Raw genomic sequence first — 25273 nt, forward strand, 5'->3', positions numbered from 1 at the left:
AACGCTGCGTTACGATCGATTAATGCCTGACTCCGCTGAACCCCGCCCCGTTGAGTCGTCAACTCCAGAAGGGCCGGCTCCCCGCGACAACAAGGCCGGGACGTGGCAACACATGGTGGACAGCAACAAGGAACTGCTGCAGCGGAAGACCGGGCATGACGTTGAGTACTGGGTGGGACGGGCCCGCGATGCCGGAGTCCGCAATGACCGTGAACTTCGTGACTGGATGCGGGAAGAGCTCGGTATCACGGGCTATGCGCAGTACGCCGTGTCCTGGGAAATGTTCGGCTACCCGGACTTCATGCTCAAGGACGCCGATCAGCTCATCAACGGACAGTACGAGCATCATCCGCAGCTGCGTCCCATTGCAGACGCAATTCTCACCTGGGCCTCAAACACCGCAGCTATTCATGTTCAAATGCGGAAGGGTTTCGTTTCCCTGCACAGCCCACGGCGAAAATTCGCGCAGATCACCCGGGCCACCAACAATGCCGTCGACGTAACCCTTCGACTCAACGCCGAGGTCGAAGGACGGCTGGAAAGGATCAAAACCCGCTCCGACGACCCCTTCAACCTGCGCGTCCGCCTGACATCCCTCGAACAGGTAGATAACAGACTAATCGCTATCCTGTCACTGGCATTGAAACAGAACAGCTAGGAACACGTCTTATACGGGTCCATTGCACCTCTGCTGCGCGATATTCCCACCCTTTCGTGGGAAAATCCGCGATTTGGCAACTCCTGGTTGGACAGAACAAGGAGCTGTTGCGTCGGAAGACCGGGCATGGCGCTTGAGTACTGGGTGCGACGGCCTGGGATGCAGGAGCCGCAATGACCCACGAACTTGACTGACGGAGATGAAGGCAATAACAGAATCTATCTCGATATTGAAGGAGCTTAGACCGGTCGTTTCTGGACCAGGGCTGACAGGTGATCCTGAAGTTGCTGATGTTGCCGAAACCTTGGGCCAACAGAAAAACAGGTACTCCTGGCCGATGACCGGAACCCCCTTCAGGCGTACGGTGGCTCCTACGCACCCTCTTGAATCGTGCGTCCAGAAATTACAAGGGGACCAATGACACATTCAGCAGGACGACGGCGGCTCTCGGCATTCGCGGCAGGTATCGCTGCTACGGCTATGTCAATCGGATTAGTGGCCATACCGGCACAGGCGGCGCCGCGGCCTACGCCGCTGGACTACGTTGCGCTCGGGGACTCGTACGCGTCCGGTCACGGCGCGGTCCCGTATACAGACCTCAACTGTTTCGTGAGCCAAAAGGGATACCCTGCCATCGCGGACAAACTCCGGGTCGTGCAGCTGACAGCCAACGCCGCGTGCTCTGGATGGACGATGGACCAGGTGCTAGCCAATCTTCCCGTCGCTGCTCTGCAGGAAGCGGAAATCGTCACGCTCACTGTGGGTGCGAACGATTTGAACTCCACGGAACTCCTGTTCGCATGCCTTCCAGCGCCGTCATCGCCTGAATGCCTCGCGGCTCGTACGCGTGTGGCAACTATGCTGACGGACGGCAGTTTTGCAATGGAGCTGACCACATTGGTGACCACGATCCACATGCTCGCACCTGACGCGAAGATTACCCTCACGGGATACCCATTCCCCTTAGATCCGAGCCACCCTTTGGCTGCCGAAGTCAACTCCTTGGCTGGTGGACTCAACGCCGTAATTGCCGGCGTCGCTCAGTTCACCAATGCCCAGTTCGGCGATGTCCAGTATGTCGACGTCACCGGAGCCTTCGCCGGACATGGGGTCGGGTCAGTTGACCCATGGATCAACTTCAACCCCGATAACCTGCAGGATCCTGCGAATTTCCATCCAACGGCGGAAGGCTACAGGCACGGCTACTTTGCCTCATTGGTCAGCCAGAATTCCTTCGCCCTGACATAAATCACCGCACAGGTTCCGACGTGCAGAAAGCCCATTTTTGCCGCTGGCGGTTCTTGACTACGCGGACCTTCCGGGCGAGTGGGTCTTGATTACTCGGTGAACAATGACCCAGCACCCGCAGGGCGATCCACCGAGAAAGCTCCAGTTACGGATTTCGATTATCTGCCTAGGCGCGAGGAACTCAAATTGCCAGTATCTAGCGGTGCGAAAGCGCTGCCCTTTATTGCTGGGATTCACAGTCTGACTTGCGTTCGAAAGAGTGTTTCCAGACGAAAGTTCCTGAGACGGAGCAGAGAGGCCTCGCCAACCTGAGCCGTTGTTGACGTCAAATATTAATCGGCCGGTCCCCACGAGGGGAAGTTCACCCTTTGGGCTCCGGCCACAATGATATTGATTCGACCGCCGCGGGAGATGGTGCAGATCCTGTCGATGCTGGCTTTTACCTCCACGCACCCGCTGAGGATTCTGCGTCCGTCAGGGGACCATACCGCCTTGAAGAATTTGAATCCTGATGTCGCTGGCTGAAGTACGCGAACGCCGCTGCCGTCGGGCCGGACGGCCAGGATTGAGCCGGAGTCCGCGGCGGCTGGATTCTCGGGTGCGATGTTGAAGGTGATGGAGCGGCCGTCAGGGGACCAATCCGGGTGCTCCAGGCCTGCTCGGGGGGCGACCACTTCGCGGAGACCCGTACCATCGGAATTAATCACGTAAATCGCTTCGAGCTGCCCGTCGGGACTGTCTCCGGTAATGCGGCCGAAGGCGATTCTGGTCCCGTCAGGGGAGAAAACGGGTTCGACATCCAAGGCGTTGCGTGTGACCTGACGAGGATCTGAGCTGTCTGCATCGATGACCCAGATGGAAATGGCGAAATTGGCCTCATCGACAGGGAACGGGAATCCGTCATAGACGATCGAATTGCCGTCCGGAGACCACTTGGGGGCTTCCTGCACCCCTGGTGCTGATGTCAGAGTGGTCCGGTGCCCGCCGTCGGGATCGATGGTCGCAATGTGCACCCCGGTGTCGTCGGTGAAGTCAAACACGATCAGCCTGCCCTCCGGGCCCCAGTCAGAGAAATTTGCCTGGTCGTAGGTCAAGCGCCTCTGGTGGGAGCCATCAGCTTCTGCCACCCAGAGGCTTAGCCCCTGCAGTGCAGGGTCGTACCTTCCAAAAGCGATGTCGCCGTTTTCAGCCCCCTTCAGCACTTCATCCTGCGAGCCCACAGCCGGAAGGGCGCTGGTAAAACATAGAACCGGTGCGAGCAAGGCAATGAGGGCTGGCTGGATATGCATGCGTTTCTCCTTCGAACTGTCCCGGCGCCACTGCCGAGGCTGGTGAGATTGAAGGAGACCACTTCGTGCGGGCCACATTCCTCCCGTGTGCCAGAGCTGTCAAGGAGTCGGAGATCGAGTGGGCTACTCGAAACCCGGCCCTCGCCTGGTGATCCCCATTCGAGGGCAGTGAGGGTCACGGCTATGATAGCTATTCGGCGGGCGCCGCATTACTGCGCCCCGAACGATCCAAGAGCCGTGTACCCAGGAAGCAAACCCGGTGAATCGTTTCCATTGGCCATGGAGCTCACGTTCGTGTTACTTGCCGGCTAGGCTGACGGACTCTATTTCTGTTCCGGAATCCAGATGGGTGCCCCTACTCCCGCGCCGGTGAGGTTATCGCACCGCACCAGCTGGATTCCGATCCGTTCCAGTGGGCAGTCGACGTAGGTGGTCAACATATTGTCATCAGTATCTGAGGGTGCGGTAGCTGCTCCTGCCGGGAGGAAGAGTGCCAGGAAAAGGGCGGCAATAACTGAGGGATGGTGTGCGGGCATAGCTGTCTCCAATTAGGACACGAGGTGTGTTAATGTGGCCAGCCCAAGAGGGGTGGCGTGAAGAGTCCCCCAAGTGCAATTCGTCGCGATATATTCGCAAAGCTGCCCAAATGTCTGGCTGAGTCCCTCCGTTTATTATTGCTACTTAAGTCCGGTGCAGACGTCCACTGCCTGCCCCGAGGTTCTGATCGAAGAGCCCCGTTTCTTGGTCAACCAACGCAGGACGGTGTGTGACCTTTCTTTGGTCTCCGTGCCTGCTATCTCCAGAATAAGTTTGTGAAACGGTCGTTTCTGTAAGCAGTACTACGTACAGGTTGAGCACCAACCGACCAAGCAGTGATTTTCTTCCGGTGTTGCTGAAGACCATCCGGGTCTAAGATTCTCGCGTGGCCAGCAATAATGCGCTGTACAGGTTGTGGCTGGAGTTCCTCGGAGAGGTCCTCCGCCAGCCGCTGACCATGTCTCGGCTATACGAGCCACAACTCCTGGAGCTCCTAGCCCAGTCGTTCAACAGCGCAGTGGCATCGCGAAACCAAGTGAGCCCGACCTGGGAAGACCACATCCTCTCCTGCTGGCCCCGCGACATCATTCCCAATGACCCTCCAGGCGGGTACGACTTTAGCCAACAACCGCTGCTGCGCTGGTTTGTGCTCACTGGGCGGACTGGGCCTCAATCCTATGGCCGCGTCCCCGACGAGCTGGCCAGCGACTACCAAAAAGGGGTTTGGGAAGAGTTATCTCGCCCGTGGGGTATCAACCATCAGCTGTCCATCCCCTTGCGAGTAGGTGGAGGCGACCATAACGCCTACCTTCTTTCCCGGCCTGATAGAGACTTCACTGAGCAGGAGCTTGCGCTGGCCGGACTGCTGCAGCCAATTCTCACCGGGTTGTCCTTCCAACTCGATGTCGCAGTGTTACAAAGAGGCACAGTCCCGAAAGGTTCCCCGCCAGATTTAACGATTCGTGAGATGACTATCTTGACGCTCCTGAGTCAAGGCCTGACGGCAGAAGCACTCGCCAGGCGGCTCGCCATATCGCCACGCACAGCCAGCAAACACCTGGAACATATTTACCGCAAACTGGATGTGCGTGACCGGCTCATGGCAGTCCAAAATGCACGCCTACTGGGCCTACTGGCACCGACGCCAGAGTTCCAAACCAGCCGGCGAACAGCGTACTAGGCAAGGCGGGAGAAGGTTGCACACCTTCGAAGTGACTGCTTCCAGGAACGCGTCCTGTTGCAGCACACCCCAACATGACTCGAGCCAGCAACCAAAGGAACCTCAGGATAGGGTCCGAAAGAGGTGTTTTCGCGCTGTTTAGTGAACCTTCTGGACCATAATCGGCGGCAACGCCGGAGCGCTGAAGCGTGAAGCCGCCATTAGGTTTACTGCGGAAGGGCGGCCACGACGTCTATCTCGACGAGGATGTCGTAGAGGTCCGAGCCCACTGTTGTGCGCACGGGAAAGGGAGCCGGGAAGAATTCCACGTATGCCTTGTTGTATTCGTCGAAGTCCCTCTTGAGGTGCTGAAGGTGCGCGGTGACTTTGACGACGTCGGCAAGAGTGGCGCCTGCTTCGGTGAGAACTGCTTCAATGTTGCGAAGCACCTGACGGGTCTGTTCTGCTACGCCGTCGGGAACTTCCCCAGTGGCAGGGTCCTGCGGACCGAAACCTGCGGTGTAGAGGAATCCGTTGGCGACGATGCCCTGGCTGTATGGCCCCGCTGGCGCAGGGGCGTTGGGAATGACGATGGCCTTCTTGCTCATGGTTCTCCTTGTTGAGTGTTATTTGCTGGCTGAGGAGGCGATTGCGGAGTGTAGCGTGTCCAGAACGATCTGCGCTTCGCCGTCCTGGAGCAGGTCCGGCCCGATCCAGAACCCGTATGGTGTACCGTTTCGCAAGTCAGGGTGGACGGCGATGCGCGGGTTTGCTGCTGCCAGTTGACCGAGCACGCGGGCAGCCCGGGAGGTGTCGTTTAGGCCGACGTAGAGGCGGGGCACCGGCTGGCCCGCTTCGTTCAGGGCCTCAGGACGCAGCGAAACACCGTCGAGATTCATGAGTCCCTCTTGCCAGGCTTCCACGGTCGCCAGCCATTGACTATGGAGCGAGGCATGATCAAGGTTGACGAAGCGTTCGACGGCGGCCAGGAGTCCGGCGATCTCTTCCTTGCCGGCTTTCATGGCCCGTGCCCAGCGCTGGAAAGGTGCTCCGTTTTGGCGCGCTGCTTCGATGATGTCGGGGTTTCCCACCATGAGTCCGCTGGCTTGCGGCCCGCGCAGCGCCTTCCCTCCGGAAAATACAGCAACGTCCGCGCCCAACTCCTGGGTGAAATGCCAAAGGTTCTCGACCGGAGGGAGCTGCGCGGCGGCGTCGACGATCACCGGTATCCCCTTCTTTTTGGCAACGCGTACAACTTCGGGCAGGGGCAGGGCGACCTGAGGGAGATGGGAGCCTGCCACGTAGAGGACGGCGGCCGTTCTTTCTGTGATGGCCGATTCCAGCTCCCAATCGAATGTCTGCTGAATATTGCCTATCTGGCGGATCGTGACGCCTGACATTGCTATCGCTGCGTCATAAGGAATTCGGTGCGCGGCGTGCATGATGACTTCGCTTGGGGCGAGGTCGCGGCCGGGGAATTCGGTGAGGACCCGGGGGTCTCCCTTGGTGCGGATGCCCAGGAGCGCAAGGATGAGGGCCGCGGCGCAGCCGGATGTGACATATGCGGCGTCGTTGCGGGTGATTTCAGCCAAACGTTTACCGACTGCCAAGTGCAGTTCGTGCATATCGACAAAAGAACCCGCAGCCTCTCTCATCGCGTCCAGCACCTCCTCGGGCATCAGGGACCCACCGAGCGCGGTGAAGGTTGTGGCGGCATTTACAACGGGTTTTAGGCCCAGGCCGGAATAGAAGTTCATGCTGCCTTTCATTCGTCTTAGCCAAGGTGGCGGGAAATGGTCTGGGCCGTGCTGCGAATGTCCTCCAAGTGCGCCATGAGGTCCTCCACCGCGGCCACGGCCTTGATTGCAGTGAGGGAGATGGCGCCTACGGCGCTCCCGCTGGAGTTCGTGATGGGCACGGCGATGCAGTTGACGAAGTCCTCAAACTCCCCGTTGTCGATTGCCCACCCCCGGTCTTTTATGAGGGCCAACTGCTCTTCAAGCGCCTCGCGTGTTGCAAGCGTGTTTGGGGTGAAGGCCTTCCACTCCACACCTGCCAGGATGGAATCACGGCGGCTCTGCGGAAGCTGGCTGAGTATTGCTTTTCCCACCCCGGTAACGTGAGGCAGCACAGTCTTTCCAATGCGGGAGTACATCCGGACGCTGTCCTGTCCCTCCACTTTGTCCACATACATCACCGTTGATTCGACGAGTTGCGCCAAGTGGATGGTCTGGCCCGTCCGTGCATGCAGGCGCCGGATCTCGTCATGGGCGACGGCGCGCATGTCAAGGCTGTCCAGGGCCTGTTGGGCGATCGCGATCATTGCCGGTCCGATGCTGTAATGGCCGTTCCCCCGCCGCAGGACAAAACCTGCCTCTTCCAGTGTCTGCAGCTGACGCAGGACAGTTGAGCGGTGCACATTGAACCGCTTGGCTGTCTCGCTCAGGCTCCGGGGGCCCTCACCCAAGAACTCGAGGATTTCGGTGGCCCGCTGCACGGCTTGAGACATTCACTCCCCTTATATACTCGCAGTGTTCCACCATTCTTGCACACCCCTGTGCAAAGAGTGCAACGTTTATGCTTCAGCGGAGGCTGCTATGGGTGATTTGGTTTTACGGGGCGGTTCGATCATTGACGGTACGGGCAGACCGGCGTATTCGGCTGATATTGCGATCAGCGGCGGACGCGTCAGCGGTGTCCTTCCTCCAGGCCAGGACTTCAGCGGGGAGGAGTTGGATGTTGCCGGTTTAGTGGTCTCGCCCGGGTTCATCGATATGCACGCGCATTCGGACCTCGCCGTCCTTGCTGATCCCGAGCATGTCTCCAAGGTAGCCCAAGGGATCACCTTGGAGGTGGTGGGCCAGGATGGGCTGGGGTACGCGCCAGTCGACGACGAAGTGATGGCTGCAACCCGGGAGCAGATCGCAGGTTGGAATGGTACTCCTGATCTGGACTACTCATGGCGAAGTATCGCCGACTATCTGGCAAAAGTAGACGAAGGAGCGGCAGTCAATGTTGCGGTGCTTGTACCCCACGGCACCGTGAGAATGATGGTCATGGGCACTGAGTCACGTGCCGCCACTGAAGACGAGCTGGGCAGGATCCGGGACATTGTGGTCCAGGGGCTCCGGGATGGTGCCATGGGAATGTCCACAGGACTGACGTACACGCCTGGCATGTATGCCTCGGATGAGGAGCTGGTTCATGCGCTGGCTGCCGTCAAGGAAATTGGTGGTTACTACTGCCCGCATCACCGGAATTACGGAGTGAACGTGGTGGAGGGGTACAAGGCCTGCCTGAAGATCGCCGGCGCTGCGGAGGTTCCGCTGCATTTGGCTCACTGCCACGTCAATTTTCCGCAGAACAAGGGAAGGGCCGTTGAAGTATTGGCCGCGATCGACGAAGCCATGGGTGCGGGCCTGGACGTCACCCTTGATTCCTACCCCTACCTGGCAGGGGCCACCTATTTGGCGGCATTGCTCCCCAGCTGGGTCCACGAAGGCGGCAAGGACGCTATGGGCCGGAGGCTGGCAGACCCGACAATTCGGAAGCGGATCCTTCACGAGATCGAGGTGGAGGGATCCGACGGGCACCACGGTGTGCCGATGGATTGGACCACGATCGTCATCGCCTCTACCCAGCGGAGCGACAATGCCTGGGCGGTGGGTAAGACCGTGGCGGAAATGGCAGCGGCTGGCACCGCCTCCGCCGGCGATGCATTCCTGGACCTGCTTGTTGCAGATGATTTTGGTGCAGGTTGCCTGGTGCAGGTTGGCAACGAGGAGAATGTGCAGGCAGTCATGCGCCATCGCGCGCACACGGTGGGCAGCGACGGCATCCTGGTGGGCGACCGGCCCCATCCGCGTGGGTGGGGAACTTTCCCACGCTTCCTGGGCCACTACGTCCGGGAGCTTGGCGTCATGGGCCTGGAAGAAGCGGTCCTGCACGCGACATCGAGGCCGGCCCGCCGGCTGGGTTTGGCAGACCGGGGCGTGGTCAAAGTGGGCAATTGGGCCGATCTGGTCGTCTTTGACGCTAGGGCAGTTGGGTCCCGCGCCACATACGACAACCCCAAAGTGCTGCCCGAAGGAATCCACCACGTTTTTGTCAACGGCGAGGCAACCATACGCCAAGGAATCCGCACTTCGGCAAAACCGGGACGGGCCGTCCGCCGCTTGCAGAAATAGCACACCGCTATTTACAGCCCGGGCCGGAACTGACAATATAGCAATCACGCAACACGTGTTGCAACATATGCACAATCGGGAGTCCTCGTGAAGATTCGAACAGTGATGAAGAGCGGAGCCGTTGCGGTTGCCCTGAGCCTGGCGCTATCTGGTTGCAGCGGAGGGGGAGGCGGCGGTACAGCGGAGTCAGGCCCGCCCGCCGCTGAGGGGGGAACGCTTACTTTCGCCAACTGGCAGTGGCTGGAGAAGGGCCGCGGTGACAACATCCTGGCCGCAGTCAAGGAATACGAAAAGGTCAATACCAAGGCGAAGATTGAGAAGCAGGAGATTACCCGCGCCGATTACGAGAAAACCATCAGCACCCAGATTGGCTCGGGTGCCGGACCGGACATTCTAATCGTTCCGGACCCGTTCTTTCCCGAACTGGCGTCCAGCGGTGCGCTTGAGCCCTTGGACGGCATCCTGGAATCGACCAGCGAAAAAGCCCTGCGCAAGACGAATGAAAACTACAAGTTCGACGGCCAGCAGCTCGGCTACATTTGGGAGGCCGTGCCTTACGCACTGTTCTATAACAACGACATCATGTCGGCAGCCGGGGTCAAGCCGCCAACAACGGCCGATGAACTTGTTTCGGCCGCCAAGACAATCAAGGACAAGACCGGGAAAACGGGTTTCGTTGTCCGGCACCAGCTCAATGAGGAGGCGCCCTGGTTCACGGACTACAGCAACTGGGTCTTCGGATTCGGCGGAAAGTGGTCCGACGGCAAAAAGCTCACCCTGAACAGTGACGAAAACATTGCTGCTGCAGACGCTTTCCTCAAGGCCTACAAGTCCGGCGGATTCGGTGTAGGCGATGATGCCTCAACTTACCGGAGCAAGTTCTCCGCCGGTGAGGTTGGAATGGTCATCGACAACTCCTCAGCCCTGCTCACCATGGTTTCCAGCAAGGACGGTGTGAAGTCCACCCAGGTGTCGGCGTCGCCATTGCCGTTCCCGAAGGGCGGATCCGCCTATGCAGGCTTCTCCATTGGAATCAACGCCCACTCCAAGAACAAGGCGCTTGCCAAGGATTTCATCAAGTGGATGATGACGGCCGATGCGCAGTCCAAGTTCGTGGATGCCCTGTTCCCCTCCGGTATTGCCACTGGGGTGTCCGCCCCGGACGCCAAGATCAAGGCCAATCCCTGGATCGACGCGTTCTACAAGCAGTTGGAGAACTCCTCGTCTGTGGTGATTCCGGGCTTTGAAACCAAGACACCCCAGGTGCGAACCATCGTTCTTACCCAGGTTGCACGGATGCTTACCACGGGCATATCGGCCAAGGAAGCAATGGATGCCGCCCAGCAACAGGCCTCCAGCCTGGCTCCCTAGCAAACGCACGGCTGCCCCGGCGGCTTATCGCCGGGGCAGCCTGCCCCCTATCGAGAGAATCCATCGATGACCGCGACTACTACCGCTACCGCCCGTTCGGCGGCGACAACCCCCCGCAAGCGCTTCAGCTGGACTCCGTATCTTTTTATCGGACTCGCCGTACTGTATCTGCTCTTGTTCGCCGTCCTGCCGCTGCTCAAGGGGCTCGATCTGAGCTTTACCAACACCCGCCTCCTCAACCCGACGGCGGGACGATATATCGGCGTCGATAATTACGACCATCTGCTGGGCGGAGGGGCGTTCTTCAAGTCAGTGGTAACCACGCTCATTTACACTGCCTTTACCGTTGTCCTGTCGCTGACATTGGGTACGGTCTCGGCTTTTGTCATTAACCGGTACTTTCCTGCACGCACGCTCGCCCGGGCCGTCATGGTGATGCCGTGGGCTGTCCCAACCGTCGCCGTCGCGCTGGTGTTCCGATGGATCTACAACGACTCCACGGGCATCGCAAACGGTGCCAGCGGCGCCCTGGGCCTCGGCGAACATGGCTGGCTGACCGATCCCGCGTACGGGATGCCCTCGGTGGTCATCGCCACGGTCTGGAAGGTCACTCCGTTCGTGATGCTGGTGGTTCTGGCCGCCCTGCAGTCGGTTCCCGAGGACCTCTACGAGGCGACCAGGATTGATGGAGCAGACAGCTACAGCACCTTTAAGCTCGTCGTCCTCCCGTTCCTGCTGCCCACTTTGCGCGTTGTCGCGCTGCTGATGACGATTTGGTCCTTCAGGCGCTTCGAGATCATCTGGCTGCTGACCGGGGGCGGGCCGGTGGACGCCACAAACACCATAGTCATCGACGTTTATCGGGAGGCCTTCAACAACAGCCAGCTGGGACTCGCGGCCGCCGCGGGCATGCTGGGCCTGGTGCTTTCCCTTGTGGTTACGGCGATTTATTTCGCCGTCGAACAGCGGGCCAATAAGCAGAACGGAATGAACTAATGATTGCGCACAGACGTCTAAGCGTCGGGTTGAGGGCCTTTCTGGCGTTGCTCTTGACCTGCCTTGCCGGGTTCCCGCTCTTCTGGATCATCAATACTGCGATGACGCCCACCAACGATTTGTACCAGGGACAGCAGAAGATCGTTCCCGACATTTCAAGGACTTTCAATCTTTTTTCCGTGCTGACGACGGACACACCGTTCCTGCGCTGGATGGCCAACTCCGCCGTGGTCGCTTTTGGCACCACCTTTCTCAGCCTCATCCTGGCGACTATGGCGGCCTACGCGCTTTCGCGCTATAAGTTCGTGGGTAAAGGGCCGATGGGGTTCCTGTTCTTCGCCACGCAGATGCTTCCGGAGGCCCTGCTGGTGGTGCCCTTGTACTCGTTGTTTGCGGCGCTTGGACTGCTGAACCAGCTCGGTGGCCTGGTGCTCGTCAACACCGCATTCGCGATGCCGGTGGCACTGTTCATCCTGAAGTCCGCTATCGATAACATTCCCTTTGAACTGGAGGAATCGGCCCGGGTGGACGGTTGCAGCCCCCTGAGCATTCTCCAGGTCATGGTGGTACCGCTCGTGGCTCCTTCCATGGCAGCCGCCGCAGTCATCACATTCTTTGATGGGTGGAACGAGTACCTGTTTGCCACGACGTTCATTCGCGATCGTTCGTCCTGGGTCGCCTCCACCGGCCTCGCTTCCTTCATCGGGGAATTTTCGACGCCGCTGGATACCGTGTTCAGCGCGGCCCTGGTCTTTACTGTCCCGGCCGTGGTCTTCTTCCTCCTCATGCAGCGCAAGATCGTCTCCGGACTCACCGCCGGATCAGTAAAGGGATAGTTCCATGCCAACGATTGAATTTGACCAGGTAAGCAAGAATTTTGCCGGCAACACCGTCATCAAGGACTTCGACGCAACCGTGCCGGACAAGGAGTTCCTGGTCCTGCTGGGACCGTCGGGCTGCGGGAAATCAACAATGCTCCGAATGATCGCCGGACTGACTGATATTTCCTCCGGTGAGCTCCGTTTCGATGGTGTTGTGGTCAACAACCTGGAGCCCAAGAAGCGCAACATCGCGTTTGTTTTCCAGTCATATGCCCTCTACCCCCACATGAGCGTGCGAGCCAATATCGGATTCCCATTGGTCATGGACAACTTCCGTTGGTGGCATCACATCCCCGTGGCAGGTGGCTTTGCCCGGCGCGCCCTCATGAAGCGCAAGGACATCGCCGCCAAGATTGATCAAGTCGCCGAGATGCTTGAACTCGCCCCCTACCTGGACCGGCGGCCCAAGGCCCTCTCAGGAGGCCAGCGCCAAAGAGTTGCGGTAGCAAGGTCCCTGATCCGAGAACCAGCGCTTTACCTGCTGGACGAACCCCTCAGCAATCTCGATGCCAAGCTCCGCACCCAGATGAGGGCCGAGATATCGGCACTCCACGATCGGGTAAAGAAGACCTTCGTCTACGTGACGCACGACCAGGTCGAGGCGATGACGATGGGAACGCGCATCATCGTCCTCAATGACGGGGTTGTCCAGCAGTACGGGACGCCCAAGGAAATTTACGACAGGCCAGCGAACACCTTCGTGGCCAAGTTCATCGGGGCCCCGCCCATGAACCTTATCCCCGTCACTCAAACCGGGCAGGGAGCGGAGATGTTCGGCAACGTCCTGCCTTTTGCCCCTTCAGGAACAGCCGAGGGGGCCATGCAGCTTGGCATCCGCGCCGAGAAGGTCACCATCCATCCCGACGGACAGCAGGGCTACCAGGCGCAGGTCATCACGGTGGAGCACCTGGGTGCGGAGACGGTGGTTGGTTTCAAGTTCGGCGCTGAGGCCCATGACTTTGAAGTGGGGGCGCGGGCATCCCGTGACCTGTTCTACGCAAAGCTGGTGGGCGACGTTTGGCTCAAACACGGCCAGATGTGCTCGGTATCATTCGACCCTGACGACGTCCTCTGGTACTCAGCGGACAATGGCGAACTGCTCGACACCGCGCCGATGGCTGCCAACTAGGTGTTGGCGCCGCGGCTGGAAAAACCATGAATACACAAAGAACGCCGGGCGGCACGCCGCCGATATTGTGCCTGGGCGAAACCATGGTGCTGCTGACACCGGATGAGGGGCGCCTGGCCAAAAACAGCCATCTGGGCATCCACGTCGGAGGTGCGGAAAGCAACGTGGCGGCCGGGATCGCACATTTGGGCCACGACGTTGAGTGGATCAGCAGACTTGGCAATGATCCTTTCGGCCACATCATTACCGACTTCCTTCGAAGCAGGGGGGTTTGCCTTGACAGGGTGCAGGTGGACCCTGAGCGTCCGACGGGGATCTATTTCAAAGACCGCGAACCGGAGGCAAGCCGCGTGTACTACTACCGCGCGGGCTCGGCCGCCTCTGCACTCAGCCCTGGCGACTCCGCGTTACTGGCCCTTGAACAACGGACCCTTTGTCACATTTCGGGGATAACCGCAGCGCTTTCGCCCTCGGCCAACAACCTGCTTCAGCACATCCTCATTGATCACAAGGTCCCGGATGTCCTCATAAGTTTTGATGTCAACTACCGCCCCGCGCTCTGGCCCCCTCAGGCAGCCGCCAAACGGCTGCTGGAGTTGGCGCGGCATGCAGACATCGTGGTCGTCGGCAGGGATGAGGCGCAAGGGCTATGGGGTACTGAGCGTGCGGAAGACGTACGGGAAATCCTGCCCGATGTGCCGCATTTGGTGGTCAAGGACGCCGGCATCGAAGCTGTTCACTTCACTGGAGGGGCCGTTACCCGCCAACCCGCCCTGGCCGCAGAGATCGTGGAACTGGTGGGCGCCGGAGATGCTTTCGCGGCCGGATACCTCTCGGGATTGATGCGTGGATTTGACACTCCAAGGGCCCTCCGCCTTGGGCACCTGATGGCCGGCCTGACACTTCAGCACGTCAGTGACCTTCCTCTCCTGCCCGCCCCCGAAGACATTCTGGCCGTCAGCGGACTCGACGGGGACGATTGGACGGCGATCCGGCTCAACGCCTCACACCTCGACGATCTGCATTCCCTCTCTCCGAAAGGAAACACCTGTGTCCACTGACGTTACCAATCTGTTTCGCGGACAACCTGTGATGGCCATTCTCCGCAACATGGACCCCCGACGGTCTGTTGAATTGGCCTCAAAGGCATGGGACCTCGGCATTGATCTGGTCGAGGTTCCGATCCAATCCCCCGACGCCGTGCCATCGTTGGCCGCCGTCATTCAAGCGGGGGCTGAACGTGGAAAACCGGTCGGTTCCGGAACTGTTGTGACGGAAGAACAGGTCCGGCAAAGCGCCAAGATGGGTGTCGCCTTTACGGTCGCTCCAGGCCTGGACCCCAACGTCGTCAACCTCTGCCGGGACCTCCGACTGCCGCACCTACCGGGGGTGGCCACCCCCAGCGAGATACAGTCAGCAGCACGCTTGGGCTGCACGGCCCTCAAAGCATTCCCGGCATCCGTTCTTGGTCCGGAATGGTTCAAGGCAATGCGTGGCCCCTTCCCGGGGGTCTCCTTTGTCGCTACAGGCGGGATCGATGCTTCCAACGCGGTCGCCTTCCTTGATGGAGGGGCCACAACGATCGCCATCGGTTCGGCACTGGAAGACAGCGGCCAACTCGACCTGGTCGCAGAAATAATTGCCACCCGTGGTACTTCATGACGGGCGTAACGGGAATCTTCCAGGTGGGTTTCGGACATGAGGCCTTTAAGGCAGGCTGTGGGCCCGCACCAGCGGGTCCGCTTCCCTCGAAACCAGGCCGTCCGCGGTCTCAACAGGAAGCCCATTCCGGATCCAATATTCGATCCCGCCGATCATTTCACGCACGGGGTAGTCGAGCTCAGCGAAAGCCAGCGCCCCTACGGTGCTGCCGTTGCAGCCAGGGCCCCAGGAGTACACCACCACACTGCTCCCCCGAGGTATGAGATGGGGTGCAGCGGCGGTGATTTCGGTCGAAGGCAAGTGAAGTGCCCCGGGAATATGCGCGTGGTCCCAGGATGCACGCCGCCGAGTATCAACCAGGACGAACTCCCCGGCATGAAGACCGGCTGCCACGTCCATCACATCGATCTCATACTGGAGCTTGGATCTGAAGAAATCGAAAGGGGTAGTCATATGGTCAACTTACCGGAGCTGCTTCCCCGACACGGGCAATCTTCTCTGCATACTGCGGCTTCTGCGCTCCGACGCCTCCATTGGCGAAACAGCCCTTCCCCCCAGCCGATACCGGCACCCTCCCCTACTTCTGAAAGCGTCTGATGAGCACCCGAACTTTGACAGTTTCAGCCGCCCAGCTGGGGCCGATACCCCGTTCGTCGACTCGAGCGGAGACCTTGGCCCGCCTTATCCGACTCCTTGAAGCAGCGGCGGTGGAAGGGGCGGAGCTGGTGGTCTTCCCGGAAGCTGCATTGACTCCCTTTTTTCCGCACTGGCTTGTGCAGGATGAAGCGGAACTTCGCAGTTATTTCGAGGAATACGTCCCCGGAACCGGTACCCAAGCCCTGTTTGATGCAGCCCGCAGCCTAGGAGTCGCATTCGTTTTGGGCTACGCGGAAGTAACGACGGATGAGCGGCGGTTCAACACCGCAGCCTTCGTGGACGAGGGCGGCCAAGTGATTCATCGCTACCGCAAAATCCATCTGCCGGGTTTTCGTGACGTGCAGTCAGGAACCCCTTTTCAAAACCTGGAAAAGAAGTACTTTGAGGTTGGTGACCTCGGGTTTGGAGTCCAAGCATGGCGCAATACCAGGATTGGGCTCGCTATTTGCAATGACCGACGATGGGCGGAAACCTACCGGGTGCTGGCCCTTGGCGGCGCTGAAGTTGTCTGTCTGGGGTACAACACCCCTGCATCCAATCCTCATCTTCCGGAATCTGACAAGCTGACTGATTTTCACAACCACCTGTCCATGCAGGCCGGAGCCTACCAAAACGCCATGTGGGTTATCGGCACCGCCAAAGCAGGAATTGAAGAAGGAGTAAGCCAAATAGGTGGCAGCGCCATCATCGCCCCCTCAGGGGAAATTGTTGCCGCCGCGAGAACGCTCGGTGATGAAATCGTAACAGCGGAAATTGATTTGGACATGGCAACCCGGTACCGGCGGGACGTATTCAACTTCTCTGATCATCGGCGCCCTGAGCACTACACAAGCATCACGCAGCCGGTGCCTTAAGGTCATGAGACCGCAGGCTTGGTTGGCCTAACCGTGCAACCTGGACTCGGTCAGCATCAGACATGGCGCAGGACGAGGTCGCAGCAACCCACGGATCTGCGCATGTAGGGAGAGATCAAAAGACCAAGAAAGTCCCGGGTGCTCCTTCGAAGAACACTGCACGGGCTCACGATGATCAGGTGATGAAACAGGGAATGGTAATTCTGAAGCCTGCGGGTCTTGGGGATGAGCCTTAGTTCAGGCACCTTGCAGGAGACCGGATTCGGCTTCCCGTACCCGAGCCGCAACGCGCAACCTACGCCGTCATCTGGCTCGAAGCCTTTACGACCGCCTGGCTCGCCTCCAAGCATTTGCCCGGCGTGCCAGTTGAGCTACACCCCAACCTGACGTCGGCGACCCACCCGGGTCCTGTCACAACAGAGTCCATTTCATTCTTTCCTGACAAGGTCACGAGTGGGTCGGAACTCAACCTGACACGTGGGGGCGAAGACCCTGGGGGTCGATGCAGACGTGCGGAAGGTCGGGCCGAGGCCCAGGGCTGAGGGAGTTCAGGACCATCTGAACACTGGAGACTGCGGTGAGATGGCTTAGGTCCTCTGGCCTTCACTGCAGCGTCGAGGTCCGCGTTCACCGCTCGCACGTCGCCCACGGCGAACCCGGGCAGCAGCTCGGAGCCAAGTTCGGGCAGGCGCTGCATCCGCGCGATGAATACCGCCCAGGTTTGACGGCAAGTCTGCCATCACTCGGATGCTCACGCATACACGGTTAAGGACATAGACCCGAGGGTCCGCGTATCGGTGTATTGGTGCACTGATACTGGAGGAGAAAAGATCCCTGCTAAATCAGCACAAACAGCCCCCTCCCACTGCGATCACCACATGTTCACTAACTGTCGAGTTCCGACAGCACACGTCGGCCAAACTCGCAGTCGAGGGTGAAGGAAAGAGTTGGTGGTGCATCCGCGTAGGTTCCCGGAACTGAAGGCTCGTCCCTGGTTCGCCGCCGCTCGGATTTAGGTGGTGGTCACAGAAGGCACACGGGCAGAGCGCTCCGATGCCGGTACCTGCGGTTTTCCACTAGACCAAGACGCAGCAGTCGTGAAAGCTCCGCCCTATTGGCACCGCTCCATGCACTGAACAAGTCAACCCTGGGTACCTCAGGCGGCCCGGCCCTTACTCATGCAGGATCATGCAAAAGGTGGGCCGCCTCAGGTTCGATCAGACGCTAGGAGGCTCAGCTATTGATGCCTAGTCTTCGGACCCCGGGCTGCGCAACCGGTGCCTAACCACTACGGCTGCGGCTATCAACGCAAGGAGCAGCACGATACCTACTGCTCCCGCAACGAGCAGCCCAGCCTGCGGAGCGCTCCCGGTGTTCGCTGCCGCAGCTGGCGCGGAGGCGCTTGCCCCGGTGTCGGTGCTGGCAGCATCTGCTGTGAACGTGAAGGTCCCTTCGATGGGGTGGCCATCGGAGGAAACGACCCGCCACACCACGGTGTATTTGCCTTGTGGTGCGTTGGCTTTGACTGCTTGGGTGACATGGTTGTCGATGATCTCCACCGACCCGTCGGCCTGATCTGTCCCACTAGGGTCTTTAACCCTGACGATGGAGCCGATCGCTATCGGGGTGTGATCGAAGGTCAGGCCGACCTTTGCAGGAACGGTGTGAACGGTCGAGCCGTCGGCCGGGTCACTGCTTTCAAGGACATCATGTGCCTGGGCCGCTGCTGCGGGCACCATGAGGAACAGCGTGATGATCAGAGTAAGCAGCCGCTTCCAGGTCCGTTCTTTGGTCGGGGGTCGCCGTGCTGATGTCATGAGAAAGTCCATTCAAAAGTAGTAACTGAAGGTGCGGTGGGACATCCGTTCCACCGCACCTTCAGTTGGCCGCGGTTAGTTGGCGGCGGTTCGGCTGCGTCGGCCAGCCAGCACCAGGCCCAATGCGGCAGCACCCAGAACCAAGCCGCCAGCTCCCAAGACAATCCCCCATACGGATGAGGCATCGCTGGACGTATCCGAGGTCTGGGTGGCAGCGGCTGGCGTTGCTTCGGGCGAGGCCCCCGCCGGCGAATCTTCTGCGGTCGTGACGAAGGACGGGGCGGGGTGCTTGGGCTCGGGCTGGCCCTCGGCCGTTGCTTCGTCCCAATTCACCACGGTTCCGTCGGTGTAGGTCTGGGCTGCCTTCAACGTCACGGTCGTCCCTGCGGCGGGGAGCCTGCCCACCGACAGCGAGAAGGCCTGGTACTGGTTCTGACCTAGCTGATGCGCTTCGTCGGCGGTCCAGACCACGGAGGTCGGGGCCTTGGTAACGGTCGCACCGGCAACGGTGACCGGTTTGGGCAGGTCGCTGGTGATGACCTGGGCGCTCCAACCCTCAACGGGCTTGACGGAGACGGAGGTGAACGGTGTGTCCGTGGGCAGGGTGACCTCAAGTTTGCTGGTCTTGGCCGTGGGGGATTCATTGGGGACGTTGAACGTCAGATGCGAGTAGCCGTTGGCGCCGGTGTCGTCCGGGTTCACGGTGACGTGGGCCGAGGCCGCGGTGGCGCCTAGGACGACCAAGCCGGCCGCCGCGGCAGTAGCGGTGAGGGATTTCAGGGTACGACGGATTGAAGTCTTCATGATGTGCCTTCCAAGGCAAAAGGGGTGCGCCGAATAAGCCGTTCGTGCGGCGGCGCGGGAAAGAGGAATGGAGCTGAGGATCCGCAAACGGAAGCCGGTATACCGCAACGAGGCGGGTATGGACCATGCGAATCCTCAAGCGCAAGGTGCCGCTCTAGATCGCGGGTTGAATGCGGGGCGGGCCGCGTAGAGCGGGAAGCCGCAGGTTCCTCCAGCGGGAAGGCATGACCACGTAGTCAGGTGCCGGAAGGTGAGGCCAATCCGGAACTACGACCGCTATCAGGATCCGGATCAGGGGTCTCAGCCATGCGGCCAGGGCCCAGACCGCGGCCTCACTCCGGGCAAGGACCAAGGCGGTGGCCAGGGTCGCCGCGGAGTGCAGGATCAACATCAGGACGCCAGGCGCAGCAGTCCCGCCTGGGGCAAACGCCTCTGCAGGAATGACAGGTGGCCAGGTTCCGTGTTGGTGATCGGCGGAAACGGAGGCCAGCCCGGTGGGCACGGACAGGGCGTTGAAGGCTTCGTGCAGAACTATTTGGCTCGCAATCAGCAGCACCGCCATCACAGGCGCGGTGACACGGATTTTGGCCAGGACCATTACCGGGGCCAGCGCCAGTGCTATGAGACCGGCAAAAATGGCTGGGGCTGGAAGCGAACCGCCGGCAAGCACGTGGGCGCCGGAGGCGAGAGCAAACATCGCTGCAGTAAAAGCGACTGCACGCGGAAAACGAAACGGTGCACTCATACTAGATGCCGCCTTCCTTCCCGTGTCTGCCGCATTCAGTGTAGAGAAAGCGGAGGGGCGACAGGTAATACAGCCCTCTGGGCCGACTGAATAGGTGGACAGAGAGGACCTTCACCGCGGGGTGATGGGCCTTGACTATGTCAACCTTTTTTGACCCCAGCATGACGGTTATTTCTGGCCCCACTGAGGAACTTTGGTTGCCCTGGTCCCGCGGGTGCCCTGCGGTCATGGATCCTTCATTTACCACTGCATAGACTGTGGCGCCGTCCTGTACTTTCCGCCCGCGACGCGCCGGCGTAGCGTGAGGGCATGGTGGAGCAGACGCGGCGCCATCCGCTCGGACTGGTTCCTTTGATCCTGCTGCTGGCCGGATGCACCGGCGGCGGCACTCCGGCGCCGGACGCTGCGAGCGGCTCCCCGCCTTCGTCGTCCACGGCCCAAACCTCCGTCACGGCACTTCCTCCGCCTGCCGGGCATTACGAGGCGGGATGCCTGCAGGGCCAGACCAACGCTGCGGGGTTCAGCCCGTCCGGCGAAAGGCTCTTCAACGTCGATCCGCTGTTCATCAGGGATAACTTCTCCCAGACCAGCGGTGGCACAACGCACCTCATGAACGGCGTTCAATGGATGAAGGATCCGTACTGGCTGCGTGCCGGGCAGACGGTCACCGTCACCGTGGCGTCGGAGCAGCAAAAGACCGTGGGACTCGTGGCCGAGTACGGAGCGACGGAGGGCAGCACGTCCGTGACCTTCACGGCGTGCCCGGAGGAGAAGACCCCGTACACCTGGTGGCCGGGCGGCTTCCTGGTCCACGGAACGGAGACCAGGTGGATCAGGCTGAGCGTGGAGGTGGCGGGAGCCGAGGGGGCCAGAAGGCCTGTCATCCCCGTCGGTTCCGCCCCGTGCCCCACGTCCTGGTGAGGGTCTGAAGGATTCCGTCAGGCGTGGCGCCGGTGACCCGAGTCAGCGGGGTGGGTTCAGGTCCATGCCACGGAACGATGTTTATCTCGCAGAGACCAGAAATCCGCGGTCGTATCTTACGGTGGGCCAAAGCTCATCTGCTCCGCCAAACGCGATGCGAGCGAGTGGCCGAAAGGTGACATCGATCTTGGGGGCACGCCCCGGTGACGGATCTGTCGCAGTGGAGGATCGGCTACCGGTGCTCAGAAGTTGACGCCGTTTCTTCGCCGAGACTCCCCGGGGAATTGCCGAACGTTATACGGAACTGACCAGGAGCCTATGGGAAGAACCACTATTCATGTCCGGTCTCAGTCGGCCAGTACCTCTTGACGCCTGCTGCGGCATCCCGGACTTGGGTACCGTCGACGGTGATCGAGCTTTCACCCATGCCCATCTCGGTCCACTGAGCGACTAGGCGCAGGTCCCCGGCCGGCGGGAGCGGCCATAGCCAGAGTGCACCGTTTGCGGACATGTCGTCTTCCCCGGCGTTGCCGCCCTTGGGTCGGTATTCGAAGACCGGACCGTCGGGCTCCTGATCCATTGGCTTGTGTGGCGCGTACATCGAAAGGGATGAACTGATGGCTTTGACGCCGTCCTGGAACTGCGCACCGAATAGGAGGACAGAATCGACTGCAATCCCTCTGTCAGTTAGTTGCGGTGCCGGGTGGTGGAAGACGGCGTTCATTTCCGCCCACTTCCGGTCCTCCTGATCAGTTCGGCGCAGCATCCAATTCACGTCAAAGATGCACCCGGTGGAGTAGACCTTGGCTGCTTCGACGGCCAAAACAAAGGCCGGCGATTTGTAGATGAATTCACCGATAGAAACGATGGCTGGCAACTCGAAGCGCGGAGGCGCCGCCCAAGGAGGCGGTGTGAACTGAGGTGCCCTCCGACGGGGAGGGGGCGCCGGGATCGGGTAATCCTGGAAGAAGTTCATGGTCGTTCCTTTGGTTCGCTAGCTGCGACCGACCAGCGGAATAGCGGCATGCCACCCTGGATCCCCCAATCCGTCCTTGGGCCCAGTGTAGCTGCTCAACGGACTTCCCCAAGCGTCCGGGCGAGGATCTTACCGATGGTATCTCTCGACCGTCAGGAACAGATCTTGAGAAAGCTTGTGGCACCGGGGCGAGCATGGAAGGTTACGACGTGGCCATTATCATCCCGAAAGACCGCCTCTGAACCGGCCACGGTCACGGTGCCAGCCTGATACGGGTTCCCCCATCCCGGAGGGGGATTGCCCTGACCGTCGTTTAAAGGAGTTTCGGCAGTGAAGAACGTGTCGACGACCCGCAATTCCTCAATCCCGCAGTGAGTGTAAAGCATCATCGGCATGGTGGAGGCAGTAGGGGGCGGTGCTTCCGGGGAGGCTTCGACCGTCGGCGTGGCAGGAGCTGCGCAGGCATTCAGAACGGCCAGTAGCGTAACGGCAAATAATGACAGTCTGATTTTTTCGGCCATTCGACCGCACCCCAATTCCCTATCAGGCTCAAAGAGTATGCCTTGTGAAAAGGCGCCACAACATTAGGGCTGGTCACGTTTTCCTTACGGCAATATGGTAGAGGCACATCTTTTGGCGTATGGGTTGTGGGTGCCGGCTGTCACAGTCCATTTCTTCTTTCCTGAGAAGGTCACGAGTGAGTCATAGAACTCAACCTGACACGTGAGGGCGAAGACCTTCTCCCCTTGTAGGCCCGGTCGTCCTAGAGGCATTCGGGGTCGATGCAGGCGCGCGGAAGAACGGGCCGAGTCCCAGGGCTGATGGAGTTCAGGAGCATCTGAAGACCAGAGACCGCGGTGAGATGCTTAGCCCGCTGGCCTTCATCCCCGCGTCGAGGGCCGCGCCCACCGCTCACACGTCGCCCACGGCGAACCCGGGCAGCAGCTCGGAGCCAGGCTCGGGCAGGCGCTGCATCCGTGCGATGAATACCGCCAGGTTTGACGGCAAGTCGGCCATCGCTTGGATGCCTCCTCACGAATACACGGTTAAGGACACAGACCCGGGGGAGTGCACACCTAAGCGTGCATGCGGCCTGACATGGGGTTATGTCTCAAACGGACATCCCGGCATGGGAGTTTTGGAGGCTCAGCTCTCGTCGAACGGCAGGCGGACGACCTCATCGCCCGGGTCTTCCGGACTTGCTGGCGGAGCCGCGCCCGGGTGGTCCTGGTACAGCGCGTCCGAGGCGCTCTGGTCGTAGGTGTCGGAGAGGCCTGCACCCTTGGTCCCGAGGACCTGCTCCCAGTTGAATCCCATACACACGACTTTATCGGCCGGTATCGAACTCGCGAAGGATCGCCTCGACGCGCGCGGTGAGTTCGTCGGCGCGCTTGAGGATCTGCTCTTCCTCTTCATGTGACATCTGCCGCCGGGGGCTGGCCTGCATCGGAGCTGCGGCAGGCACCGGAGCAGGCGCTGGCTCCGGACCGTCGAGCAGCAGGGTCATGGCACTGATGACCGCCGACAGCGACGAGGGGTGCATGGAGCGGTAGCTGTCGATCCATCCCCAGCGGTCGACGGCGGGCAGCATGCCGAGGCAAAGGTGCCAGTCCGGGTTCGGGTCCGGCTGCAGGTGCCGGTGAGCGGTTCCTTCTTCGTCGAGGCGGTGCCCCAGGGCCCGGACGGAACCGTGCGACCACCCGCTGTTGGTCCCGATCACATCGAGCCACGACCAGGTGGCGCACGAGGGGCAGGAGGCGGGGTCCTCGGCGACGCCGACCCTGGGGCGCAGTCGCCGCATCCCGTCCGGCCTCATCTCCAGCGCACCTGACCTGTCCAGCCCGAGGCCTCCCTGGGAGGGCGGTGCGAGGAGTACCGCGGCGAACAGCATCCGGCGCAGCCGCAGCCGGAAGACCCAGTGGGTGCCTGGGTGCTGGATGATTGCCGCACCGCGTCGGATCAGCCGCTGCAGGGAACTGGTGTCCTCACGGTGATCGCGCGGCCACGCGGGGGCTGCAGGGCCTTTGGGAGCCAGCCGCCGGCGCAGTGTCGAGAGCACAGCCCGGGACGGCTGTACCTGCTGCACAAAACGAGAGATTGAGGCCTCGTCGATCCTCCCGGCAGGCACACCCGTGACCAAGCACCAGTCGGTCCAGAGGTCAGGAAGCGCCGTCGTCATCCTCCTGATTCTCCCACCGTCGCCGTCGGAGGGGCCCGTCAGAACAGTCAGCGTGTCACGCTACGGGTACCTCCCTCCATGGCCCGATAAGCGCACTTATCAGGAACGCGCCGGCAAATTTTCCCGAGTCTTGCCGAGGCTACACTCCGCCGGCTGTTCCCCGCTCGCGCCAACTCACGTTCGAGTCCACAAGAATGCCCTGGCTTGGCGGCTGATTTGTCTCTTCCCTGCCGGAGAACTCGCAGCAAACCTGATATGCGCCTTCAGCGCTCCAACAGGTCGAAATAGGCAGCACCGGGGTTCCAGCTCACGGGATGCAGCAAAGTCCCGGCAACCGGGTTCAGCGCACTCCACATCATGCCGTCGCCCGCGTAAATACCGACGTGGCCCCAGTTATCGGGCCCCTGTGGATTTTGAACCACAAGGTCTCCTGGTTGTGGATCATTTGTCCGGACACCAACGCGCCACTGTTCCACTCTCGGTAGTTCGATCCCGGCTTGTCGATAAATCCACTGCACATAGCCGGAGCAGTCCCACGCTTTGAAAGCAGTGCCGCCCCAGACGTATCGCCCGCCCAGACCTTCCTGCGTAAACCTCAGAATGTCCTGCCGTAGCTGGCTCAAATTGGCTGTTGATCCCGCGGACCGCGGCCCTGCCGGTGAGGTGGAACAGGAGGCAGGAGCAGTGCCACCCTCAAGCCCAGCCACGATTGCCGAGGCCGCCGGTTCCCAACGCGCATACAGTTCAGGAAAAGCAGACACCTGGACGGCTTGGGCAGCCAGTCCCTTGTCCATTGCCTGCCACCCAGGAATGTCCAGCAGTCCTCGAGGACTGCCGCGATTCGGTCCCGACGGCCCGCCAAAGAAGGCACGCGCGTTGTAAGAGGCGTCCATCAGCTGCTCAACGGTCCCCCAGCCTGCCGCTGGACGCTGTTGGGCCGAACCGATCGAGTCGTGGTCACGCCCAACGCCATCATTGCGAAACTGTAGGGAAGCCGGCACGCTGGGGTTCGCGAGCATGCGCAGGCTTGATTCCTGCAGCGCCATCATAATGGCGATGACCTGCCCGGAGCGCGGTATTCCAAGCTGCTTGCCGACCGCAATGTATGTCCCTGCAACGCTCTCCTGCCGAGGCGTCAGCGCGTAAAGCAAGCGCCCAGCATTCCGAACTTCCAAGCCAGTGCCAGCCACGCCAGGTGAATTG

At 60.6% G+C, this 25273-nt stretch carries 26 protein-coding genes; 12 read left to right on the plus strand and 14 right to left on the minus strand.

The features are described from left to right. The first annotated feature begins 22 nt into the window (after positions 1 to 22). Positions 23 to 658, plus strand: a complete 636-nt coding sequence (locus QFZ60_RS11820; RefSeq protein WP_307090672.1) for a DUF5655 domain-containing protein — start codon at positions 23 to 25, stop codon at positions 656 to 658. Positions 659 to 1138: 480 nt separating this feature from the next. Next, positions 1139 to 1906 carry an SGNH/GDSL hydrolase family protein gene (locus tag QFZ60_RS11825; RefSeq protein WP_307093298.1) on the plus strand — a complete coding sequence of 256 codons (768 nt, stop codon included), beginning with the start codon at positions 1139 to 1141 and terminating at the stop codon, positions 1904 to 1906. 332 nt (positions 1907 to 2238) lie between these two features. Here the strand turns inward: QFZ60_RS11825 and QFZ60_RS11830 are convergent, their stop codons facing one another. Both QFZ60_RS11830 and QFZ60_RS11835 read right to left on the minus strand, forming a co-directional pair. Beyond that, positions 2239 to 3195, minus strand: coding sequence for a hypothetical protein (locus QFZ60_RS11830; protein ID WP_307090673.1), 957 nt, complete (start codon positions 3193 to 3195; stop codon positions 2239 to 2241). 323 nt (positions 3196 to 3518) lie between these two features. Then, a complete protein-coding gene (locus QFZ60_RS11835; protein WP_307090674.1) occupies positions 3519 to 3731 on the minus strand; it encodes a hypothetical protein in 213 nt (70 codons plus the stop codon). Between the two features lie 386 nt (positions 3732 to 4117). Between QFZ60_RS11835 and QFZ60_RS11840 the strand changes: the two genes are divergently transcribed. Continuing rightward, positions 4118 to 4912, plus strand: a complete 795-nt coding sequence (locus tag QFZ60_RS11840; protein WP_307090675.1) for a helix-turn-helix transcriptional regulator — start codon at positions 4118 to 4120, stop codon at positions 4910 to 4912. 206 nt (positions 4913 to 5118) lie between these two features. Here the strand turns inward: QFZ60_RS11840 and QFZ60_RS11845 are convergent, their stop codons facing one another. Genes QFZ60_RS11845 through QFZ60_RS11855 form a run of 3 tightly spaced genes read right to left on the minus strand, consistent with a single transcriptional unit; the run spans position 5119 to position 7400 of the window. After that, a complete protein-coding gene (locus QFZ60_RS11845) occupies positions 5119 to 5499 on the minus strand; it encodes a RidA family protein (protein ID WP_307090676.1) in 381 nt (126 codons plus the stop codon). Positions 5500 to 5517: 18 nt separating this feature from the next. Continuing rightward, a complete protein-coding gene (locus QFZ60_RS11850; protein ID WP_307090677.1) occupies positions 5518 to 6648 on the minus strand; it encodes an aminotransferase class V-fold PLP-dependent enzyme in 1131 nt (376 codons plus the stop codon). 17 nt (positions 6649 to 6665) lie between these two features. Then, complete coding sequence (locus QFZ60_RS11855; protein WP_307090678.1) at positions 6666 to 7400, minus strand: IclR family transcriptional regulator; 735 nt, start codon at positions 7398 to 7400, stop codon at positions 6666 to 6668. Between the two features lie 88 nt (positions 7401 to 7488). On the opposite strand from QFZ60_RS11855, the gene QFZ60_RS11860 reads away from it, so the two are divergent. The 7 genes from QFZ60_RS11860 (at position 7489) to QFZ60_RS11890 (ending at position 15117) form a co-directional block, all read left to right on the plus strand. Next, complete coding sequence (locus tag QFZ60_RS11860; protein ID WP_307090679.1) at positions 7489 to 9078, plus strand: amidohydrolase family protein; 1590 nt, start codon at positions 7489 to 7491, stop codon at positions 9076 to 9078. An 87-nt stretch (positions 9079 to 9165) separates the two neighbouring features. Next, positions 9166 to 10449, plus strand: a complete 1284-nt coding sequence (locus QFZ60_RS11865) for a sugar ABC transporter substrate-binding protein (RefSeq protein ID WP_307090680.1) — start codon at positions 9166 to 9168, stop codon at positions 10447 to 10449. A gap of 66 nt (positions 10450 to 10515) precedes the next feature. Continuing rightward, the gene (locus QFZ60_RS11870; protein ID WP_307090681.1) at positions 10516 to 11445 is read left to right on the plus strand and encodes a carbohydrate ABC transporter permease; all 930 of its coding nucleotides are present in this window, start codon (positions 10516 to 10518) and stop codon (positions 11443 to 11445) included. Between the two features lie 101 nt (positions 11446 to 11546). Next, complete coding sequence (locus QFZ60_RS11875; protein WP_307090682.1) at positions 11547 to 12281, plus strand: carbohydrate ABC transporter permease; 735 nt, start codon at positions 11547 to 11549, stop codon at positions 12279 to 12281. A 4-nt stretch (positions 12282 to 12285) separates the two neighbouring features. Continuing rightward, positions 12286 to 13455: an ABC transporter ATP-binding protein gene (locus QFZ60_RS11880; RefSeq protein ID WP_307090683.1), complete on the plus strand. Its 1170-nt coding sequence runs from the start codon at positions 12286 to 12288 to the stop codon at positions 13453 to 13455. 26 nt (positions 13456 to 13481) lie between these two features. Beyond that, entirely contained in the window at positions 13482 to 14516 is a 1035-nt protein-coding gene (locus tag QFZ60_RS11885) for a sugar kinase (RefSeq protein WP_307090684.1), read from the plus strand. Then, positions 14506 to 15117: a bifunctional 4-hydroxy-2-oxoglutarate aldolase/2-dehydro-3-deoxy-phosphogluconate aldolase gene (locus QFZ60_RS11890; RefSeq protein WP_307090685.1), complete on the plus strand. Its 612-nt coding sequence runs from the start codon at positions 14506 to 14508 to the stop codon at positions 15115 to 15117. Before QFZ60_RS11885 ends, QFZ60_RS11890 begins: the two co-directional genes overlap by 11 nt. A 45-nt stretch (positions 15118 to 15162) precedes the next feature. On the opposite strand, the gene QFZ60_RS11895 is transcribed toward QFZ60_RS11890, so the two are convergent. Further along, positions 15163 to 15570, minus strand: a complete 408-nt coding sequence (locus tag QFZ60_RS11895) for a rhodanese-like domain-containing protein (protein ID WP_307090686.1) — start codon at positions 15568 to 15570, stop codon at positions 15163 to 15165. 143 nt (positions 15571 to 15713) lie between these two features. Between QFZ60_RS11895 and QFZ60_RS11900 the strand changes: the two genes are divergently transcribed. Beyond that, positions 15714 to 16628 carry a nitrilase-related carbon-nitrogen hydrolase gene (locus tag QFZ60_RS11900; protein WP_307090687.1) on the plus strand — a complete coding sequence of 305 codons (915 nt, stop codon included), beginning with the start codon at positions 15714 to 15716 and terminating at the stop codon, positions 16626 to 16628. A 1247-nt stretch (positions 16629 to 17875) separates the two neighbouring features. Here QFZ60_RS11900 and QFZ60_RS11905 read toward each other — a convergent pair. The 3 genes from QFZ60_RS11905 to QFZ60_RS11915 form a co-directional block, all read right to left on the minus strand. After that, positions 17876 to 18445 carry a copper resistance CopC family protein gene (locus tag QFZ60_RS11905; RefSeq protein WP_307090688.1) on the minus strand — a complete coding sequence of 190 codons (570 nt, stop codon included), beginning with the start codon at positions 18443 to 18445 and terminating at the stop codon, positions 17876 to 17878. A 75-nt stretch (positions 18446 to 18520) separates the two neighbouring features. Continuing rightward, positions 18521 to 19249, minus strand: coding sequence for a YcnI family protein (locus QFZ60_RS11910; protein WP_307090689.1), 729 nt, complete (start codon positions 19247 to 19249; stop codon positions 18521 to 18523). Positions 19250 to 19403: 154 nt separating this feature from the next. Continuing rightward, positions 19404 to 19946 (minus strand): hypothetical protein, encoded by a 543-nt coding sequence (locus tag QFZ60_RS11915; protein WP_307090690.1) that lies wholly within the window; start codon positions 19944 to 19946, stop codon positions 19404 to 19406. A 357-nt stretch (positions 19947 to 20303) separates the two neighbouring features. On the opposite strand from QFZ60_RS11915, the gene QFZ60_RS11920 reads away from it, so the two are divergent. Next, complete coding sequence (locus QFZ60_RS11920) at positions 20304 to 20915, plus strand: hypothetical protein (RefSeq protein ID WP_307090691.1); 612 nt, start codon at positions 20304 to 20306, stop codon at positions 20913 to 20915. A 331-nt stretch (positions 20916 to 21246) separates the two neighbouring features. Here the strand turns inward: QFZ60_RS11920 and QFZ60_RS11925 are convergent, their stop codons facing one another. The 5 genes from QFZ60_RS11925 to QFZ60_RS11945 form a co-directional block, all read right to left on the minus strand. After that, positions 21247 to 21891, minus strand: coding sequence for a hypothetical protein (locus QFZ60_RS11925; RefSeq protein ID WP_307090692.1), 645 nt, complete (start codon positions 21889 to 21891; stop codon positions 21247 to 21249). A gap of 152 nt (positions 21892 to 22043) precedes the next feature. Next, on the minus strand, positions 22044 to 22412 hold the full coding sequence (locus tag QFZ60_RS11930) for a hypothetical protein (protein ID WP_307090693.1): 369 nt from the start codon (positions 22410 to 22412) through the stop codon (positions 22044 to 22046). 625 nt (positions 22413 to 23037) lie between these two features. Then, positions 23038 to 23208, minus strand: coding sequence for a hypothetical protein (locus QFZ60_RS11935; RefSeq protein WP_166185493.1), 171 nt, complete (start codon positions 23206 to 23208; stop codon positions 23038 to 23040). Between the two features lie 10 nt (positions 23209 to 23218). Continuing rightward, complete coding sequence (locus QFZ60_RS11940) at positions 23219 to 24070, minus strand: hypothetical protein (RefSeq protein WP_307090694.1); 852 nt, start codon at positions 24068 to 24070, stop codon at positions 23219 to 23221. A 263-nt stretch (positions 24071 to 24333) separates the two neighbouring features. Further along, positions 24334 to 25221 carry a C40 family peptidase gene (locus QFZ60_RS11945; RefSeq protein ID WP_307090695.1) on the minus strand — a complete coding sequence of 296 codons (888 nt, stop codon included), beginning with the start codon at positions 25219 to 25221 and terminating at the stop codon, positions 24334 to 24336. Between the last annotated feature and the right edge of the window lie 52 nt (positions 25222 to 25273).

Origin of the sequence: Arthrobacter sp. B2I5, assembly GCF_030816735.1 — a bacterium.
Taxonomy (GTDB): domain Bacteria; phylum Actinomycetota; class Actinomycetes; order Actinomycetales; family Micrococcaceae; genus Arthrobacter.

What these genes read in the sequence shown, in the direction of transcription:
- QFZ60_RS11820 (WP_307090672.1), top strand. Translation starts at nt 23, where the DNA reads ATGCCTGACTCCGCTGAACCCCGCCCCGTTGAGTCGTCAACTCCAGAA.
- QFZ60_RS11825 (WP_307093298.1), top strand. Translation starts at nt 1,139, where the DNA reads ATGTCAATCGGATTAGTGGCCATACCGGCACAGGCGGCGCCGCGGCCT.
- QFZ60_RS11830 (WP_307090673.1), bottom strand. Translation starts at nt 3,195, where the DNA reads ATGCATATCCAGCCAGCCCTCATTGCCTTGCTCGCACCGGTTCTATGT.
- QFZ60_RS11835 (WP_307090674.1), bottom strand. Translation starts at nt 3,731, where the DNA reads ATGCCCGCACACCATCCCTCAGTTATTGCCGCCCTTTTCCTGGCACTC.
- QFZ60_RS11845 (WP_307090676.1), bottom strand. Translation starts at nt 5,499, where the DNA reads ATGAGCAAGAAGGCCATCGTCATTCCCAACGCCCCTGCGCCAGCGGGG.
- QFZ60_RS11850 (WP_307090677.1), bottom strand. Translation starts at nt 6,648, where the DNA reads ATGAACTTCTATTCCGGCCTGGGCCTAAAACCCGTTGTAAATGCCGCC.
- QFZ60_RS11855 (WP_307090678.1), bottom strand. Translation starts at nt 7,400, where the DNA reads ATGTCTCAAGCCGTGCAGCGGGCCACCGAAATCCTCGAGTTCTTGGGT.
- QFZ60_RS11860 (WP_307090679.1), top strand. Translation starts at nt 7,489, where the DNA reads ATGGGTGATTTGGTTTTACGGGGCGGTTCGATCATTGACGGTACGGGC.
- QFZ60_RS11870 (WP_307090681.1), top strand. Translation starts at nt 10,516, where the DNA reads ATGACCGCGACTACTACCGCTACCGCCCGTTCGGCGGCGACAACCCCC.
- QFZ60_RS11875 (WP_307090682.1), top strand. Translation starts at nt 11,547, where the DNA reads ATGACGCCCACCAACGATTTGTACCAGGGACAGCAGAAGATCGTTCCC.
- QFZ60_RS11880 (WP_307090683.1), top strand. Translation starts at nt 12,286, where the DNA reads ATGCCAACGATTGAATTTGACCAGGTAAGCAAGAATTTTGCCGGCAAC.
- QFZ60_RS11885 (WP_307090684.1), top strand. Translation starts at nt 13,482, where the DNA reads ATGAATACACAAAGAACGCCGGGCGGCACGCCGCCGATATTGTGCCTG.
- QFZ60_RS11895 (WP_307090686.1), bottom strand. Translation starts at nt 15,570, where the DNA reads ATGACTACCCCTTTCGATTTCTTCAGATCCAAGCTCCAGTATGAGATC.
- QFZ60_RS11900 (WP_307090687.1), top strand. Translation starts at nt 15,714, where the DNA reads ATGAGCACCCGAACTTTGACAGTTTCAGCCGCCCAGCTGGGGCCGATA.
- QFZ60_RS11905 (WP_307090688.1), bottom strand. Translation starts at nt 18,445, where the DNA reads ATGACATCAGCACGGCGACCCCCGACCAAAGAACGGACCTGGAAGCGG.
- QFZ60_RS11910 (WP_307090689.1), bottom strand. Translation starts at nt 19,249, where the DNA reads ATGAAGACTTCAATCCGTCGTACCCTGAAATCCCTCACCGCTACTGCC.
- QFZ60_RS11915 (WP_307090690.1), bottom strand. Translation starts at nt 19,946, where the DNA reads ATGTTTGCTCTCGCCTCCGGCGCCCACGTGCTTGCCGGCGGTTCGCTT.
- QFZ60_RS11920 (WP_307090691.1), top strand. Translation starts at nt 20,304, where the DNA reads ATGGTGGAGCAGACGCGGCGCCATCCGCTCGGACTGGTTCCTTTGATC.
- QFZ60_RS11925 (WP_307090692.1), bottom strand. Translation starts at nt 21,891, where the DNA reads ATGAACTTCTTCCAGGATTACCCGATCCCGGCGCCCCCTCCCCGTCGG.
- QFZ60_RS11930 (WP_307090693.1), bottom strand. Translation starts at nt 22,412, where the DNA reads ATGGCCGAAAAAATCAGACTGTCATTATTTGCCGTTACGCTACTGGCC.
- QFZ60_RS11935 (WP_166185493.1), bottom strand. Translation starts at nt 23,208, where the DNA reads ATGGGATTCAACTGGGAGCAGGTCCTCGGGACCAAGGGTGCAGGCCTC.
- QFZ60_RS11940 (WP_307090694.1), bottom strand. Translation starts at nt 24,070, where the DNA reads ATGACGACGGCGCTTCCTGACCTCTGGACCGACTGGTGCTTGGTCACG.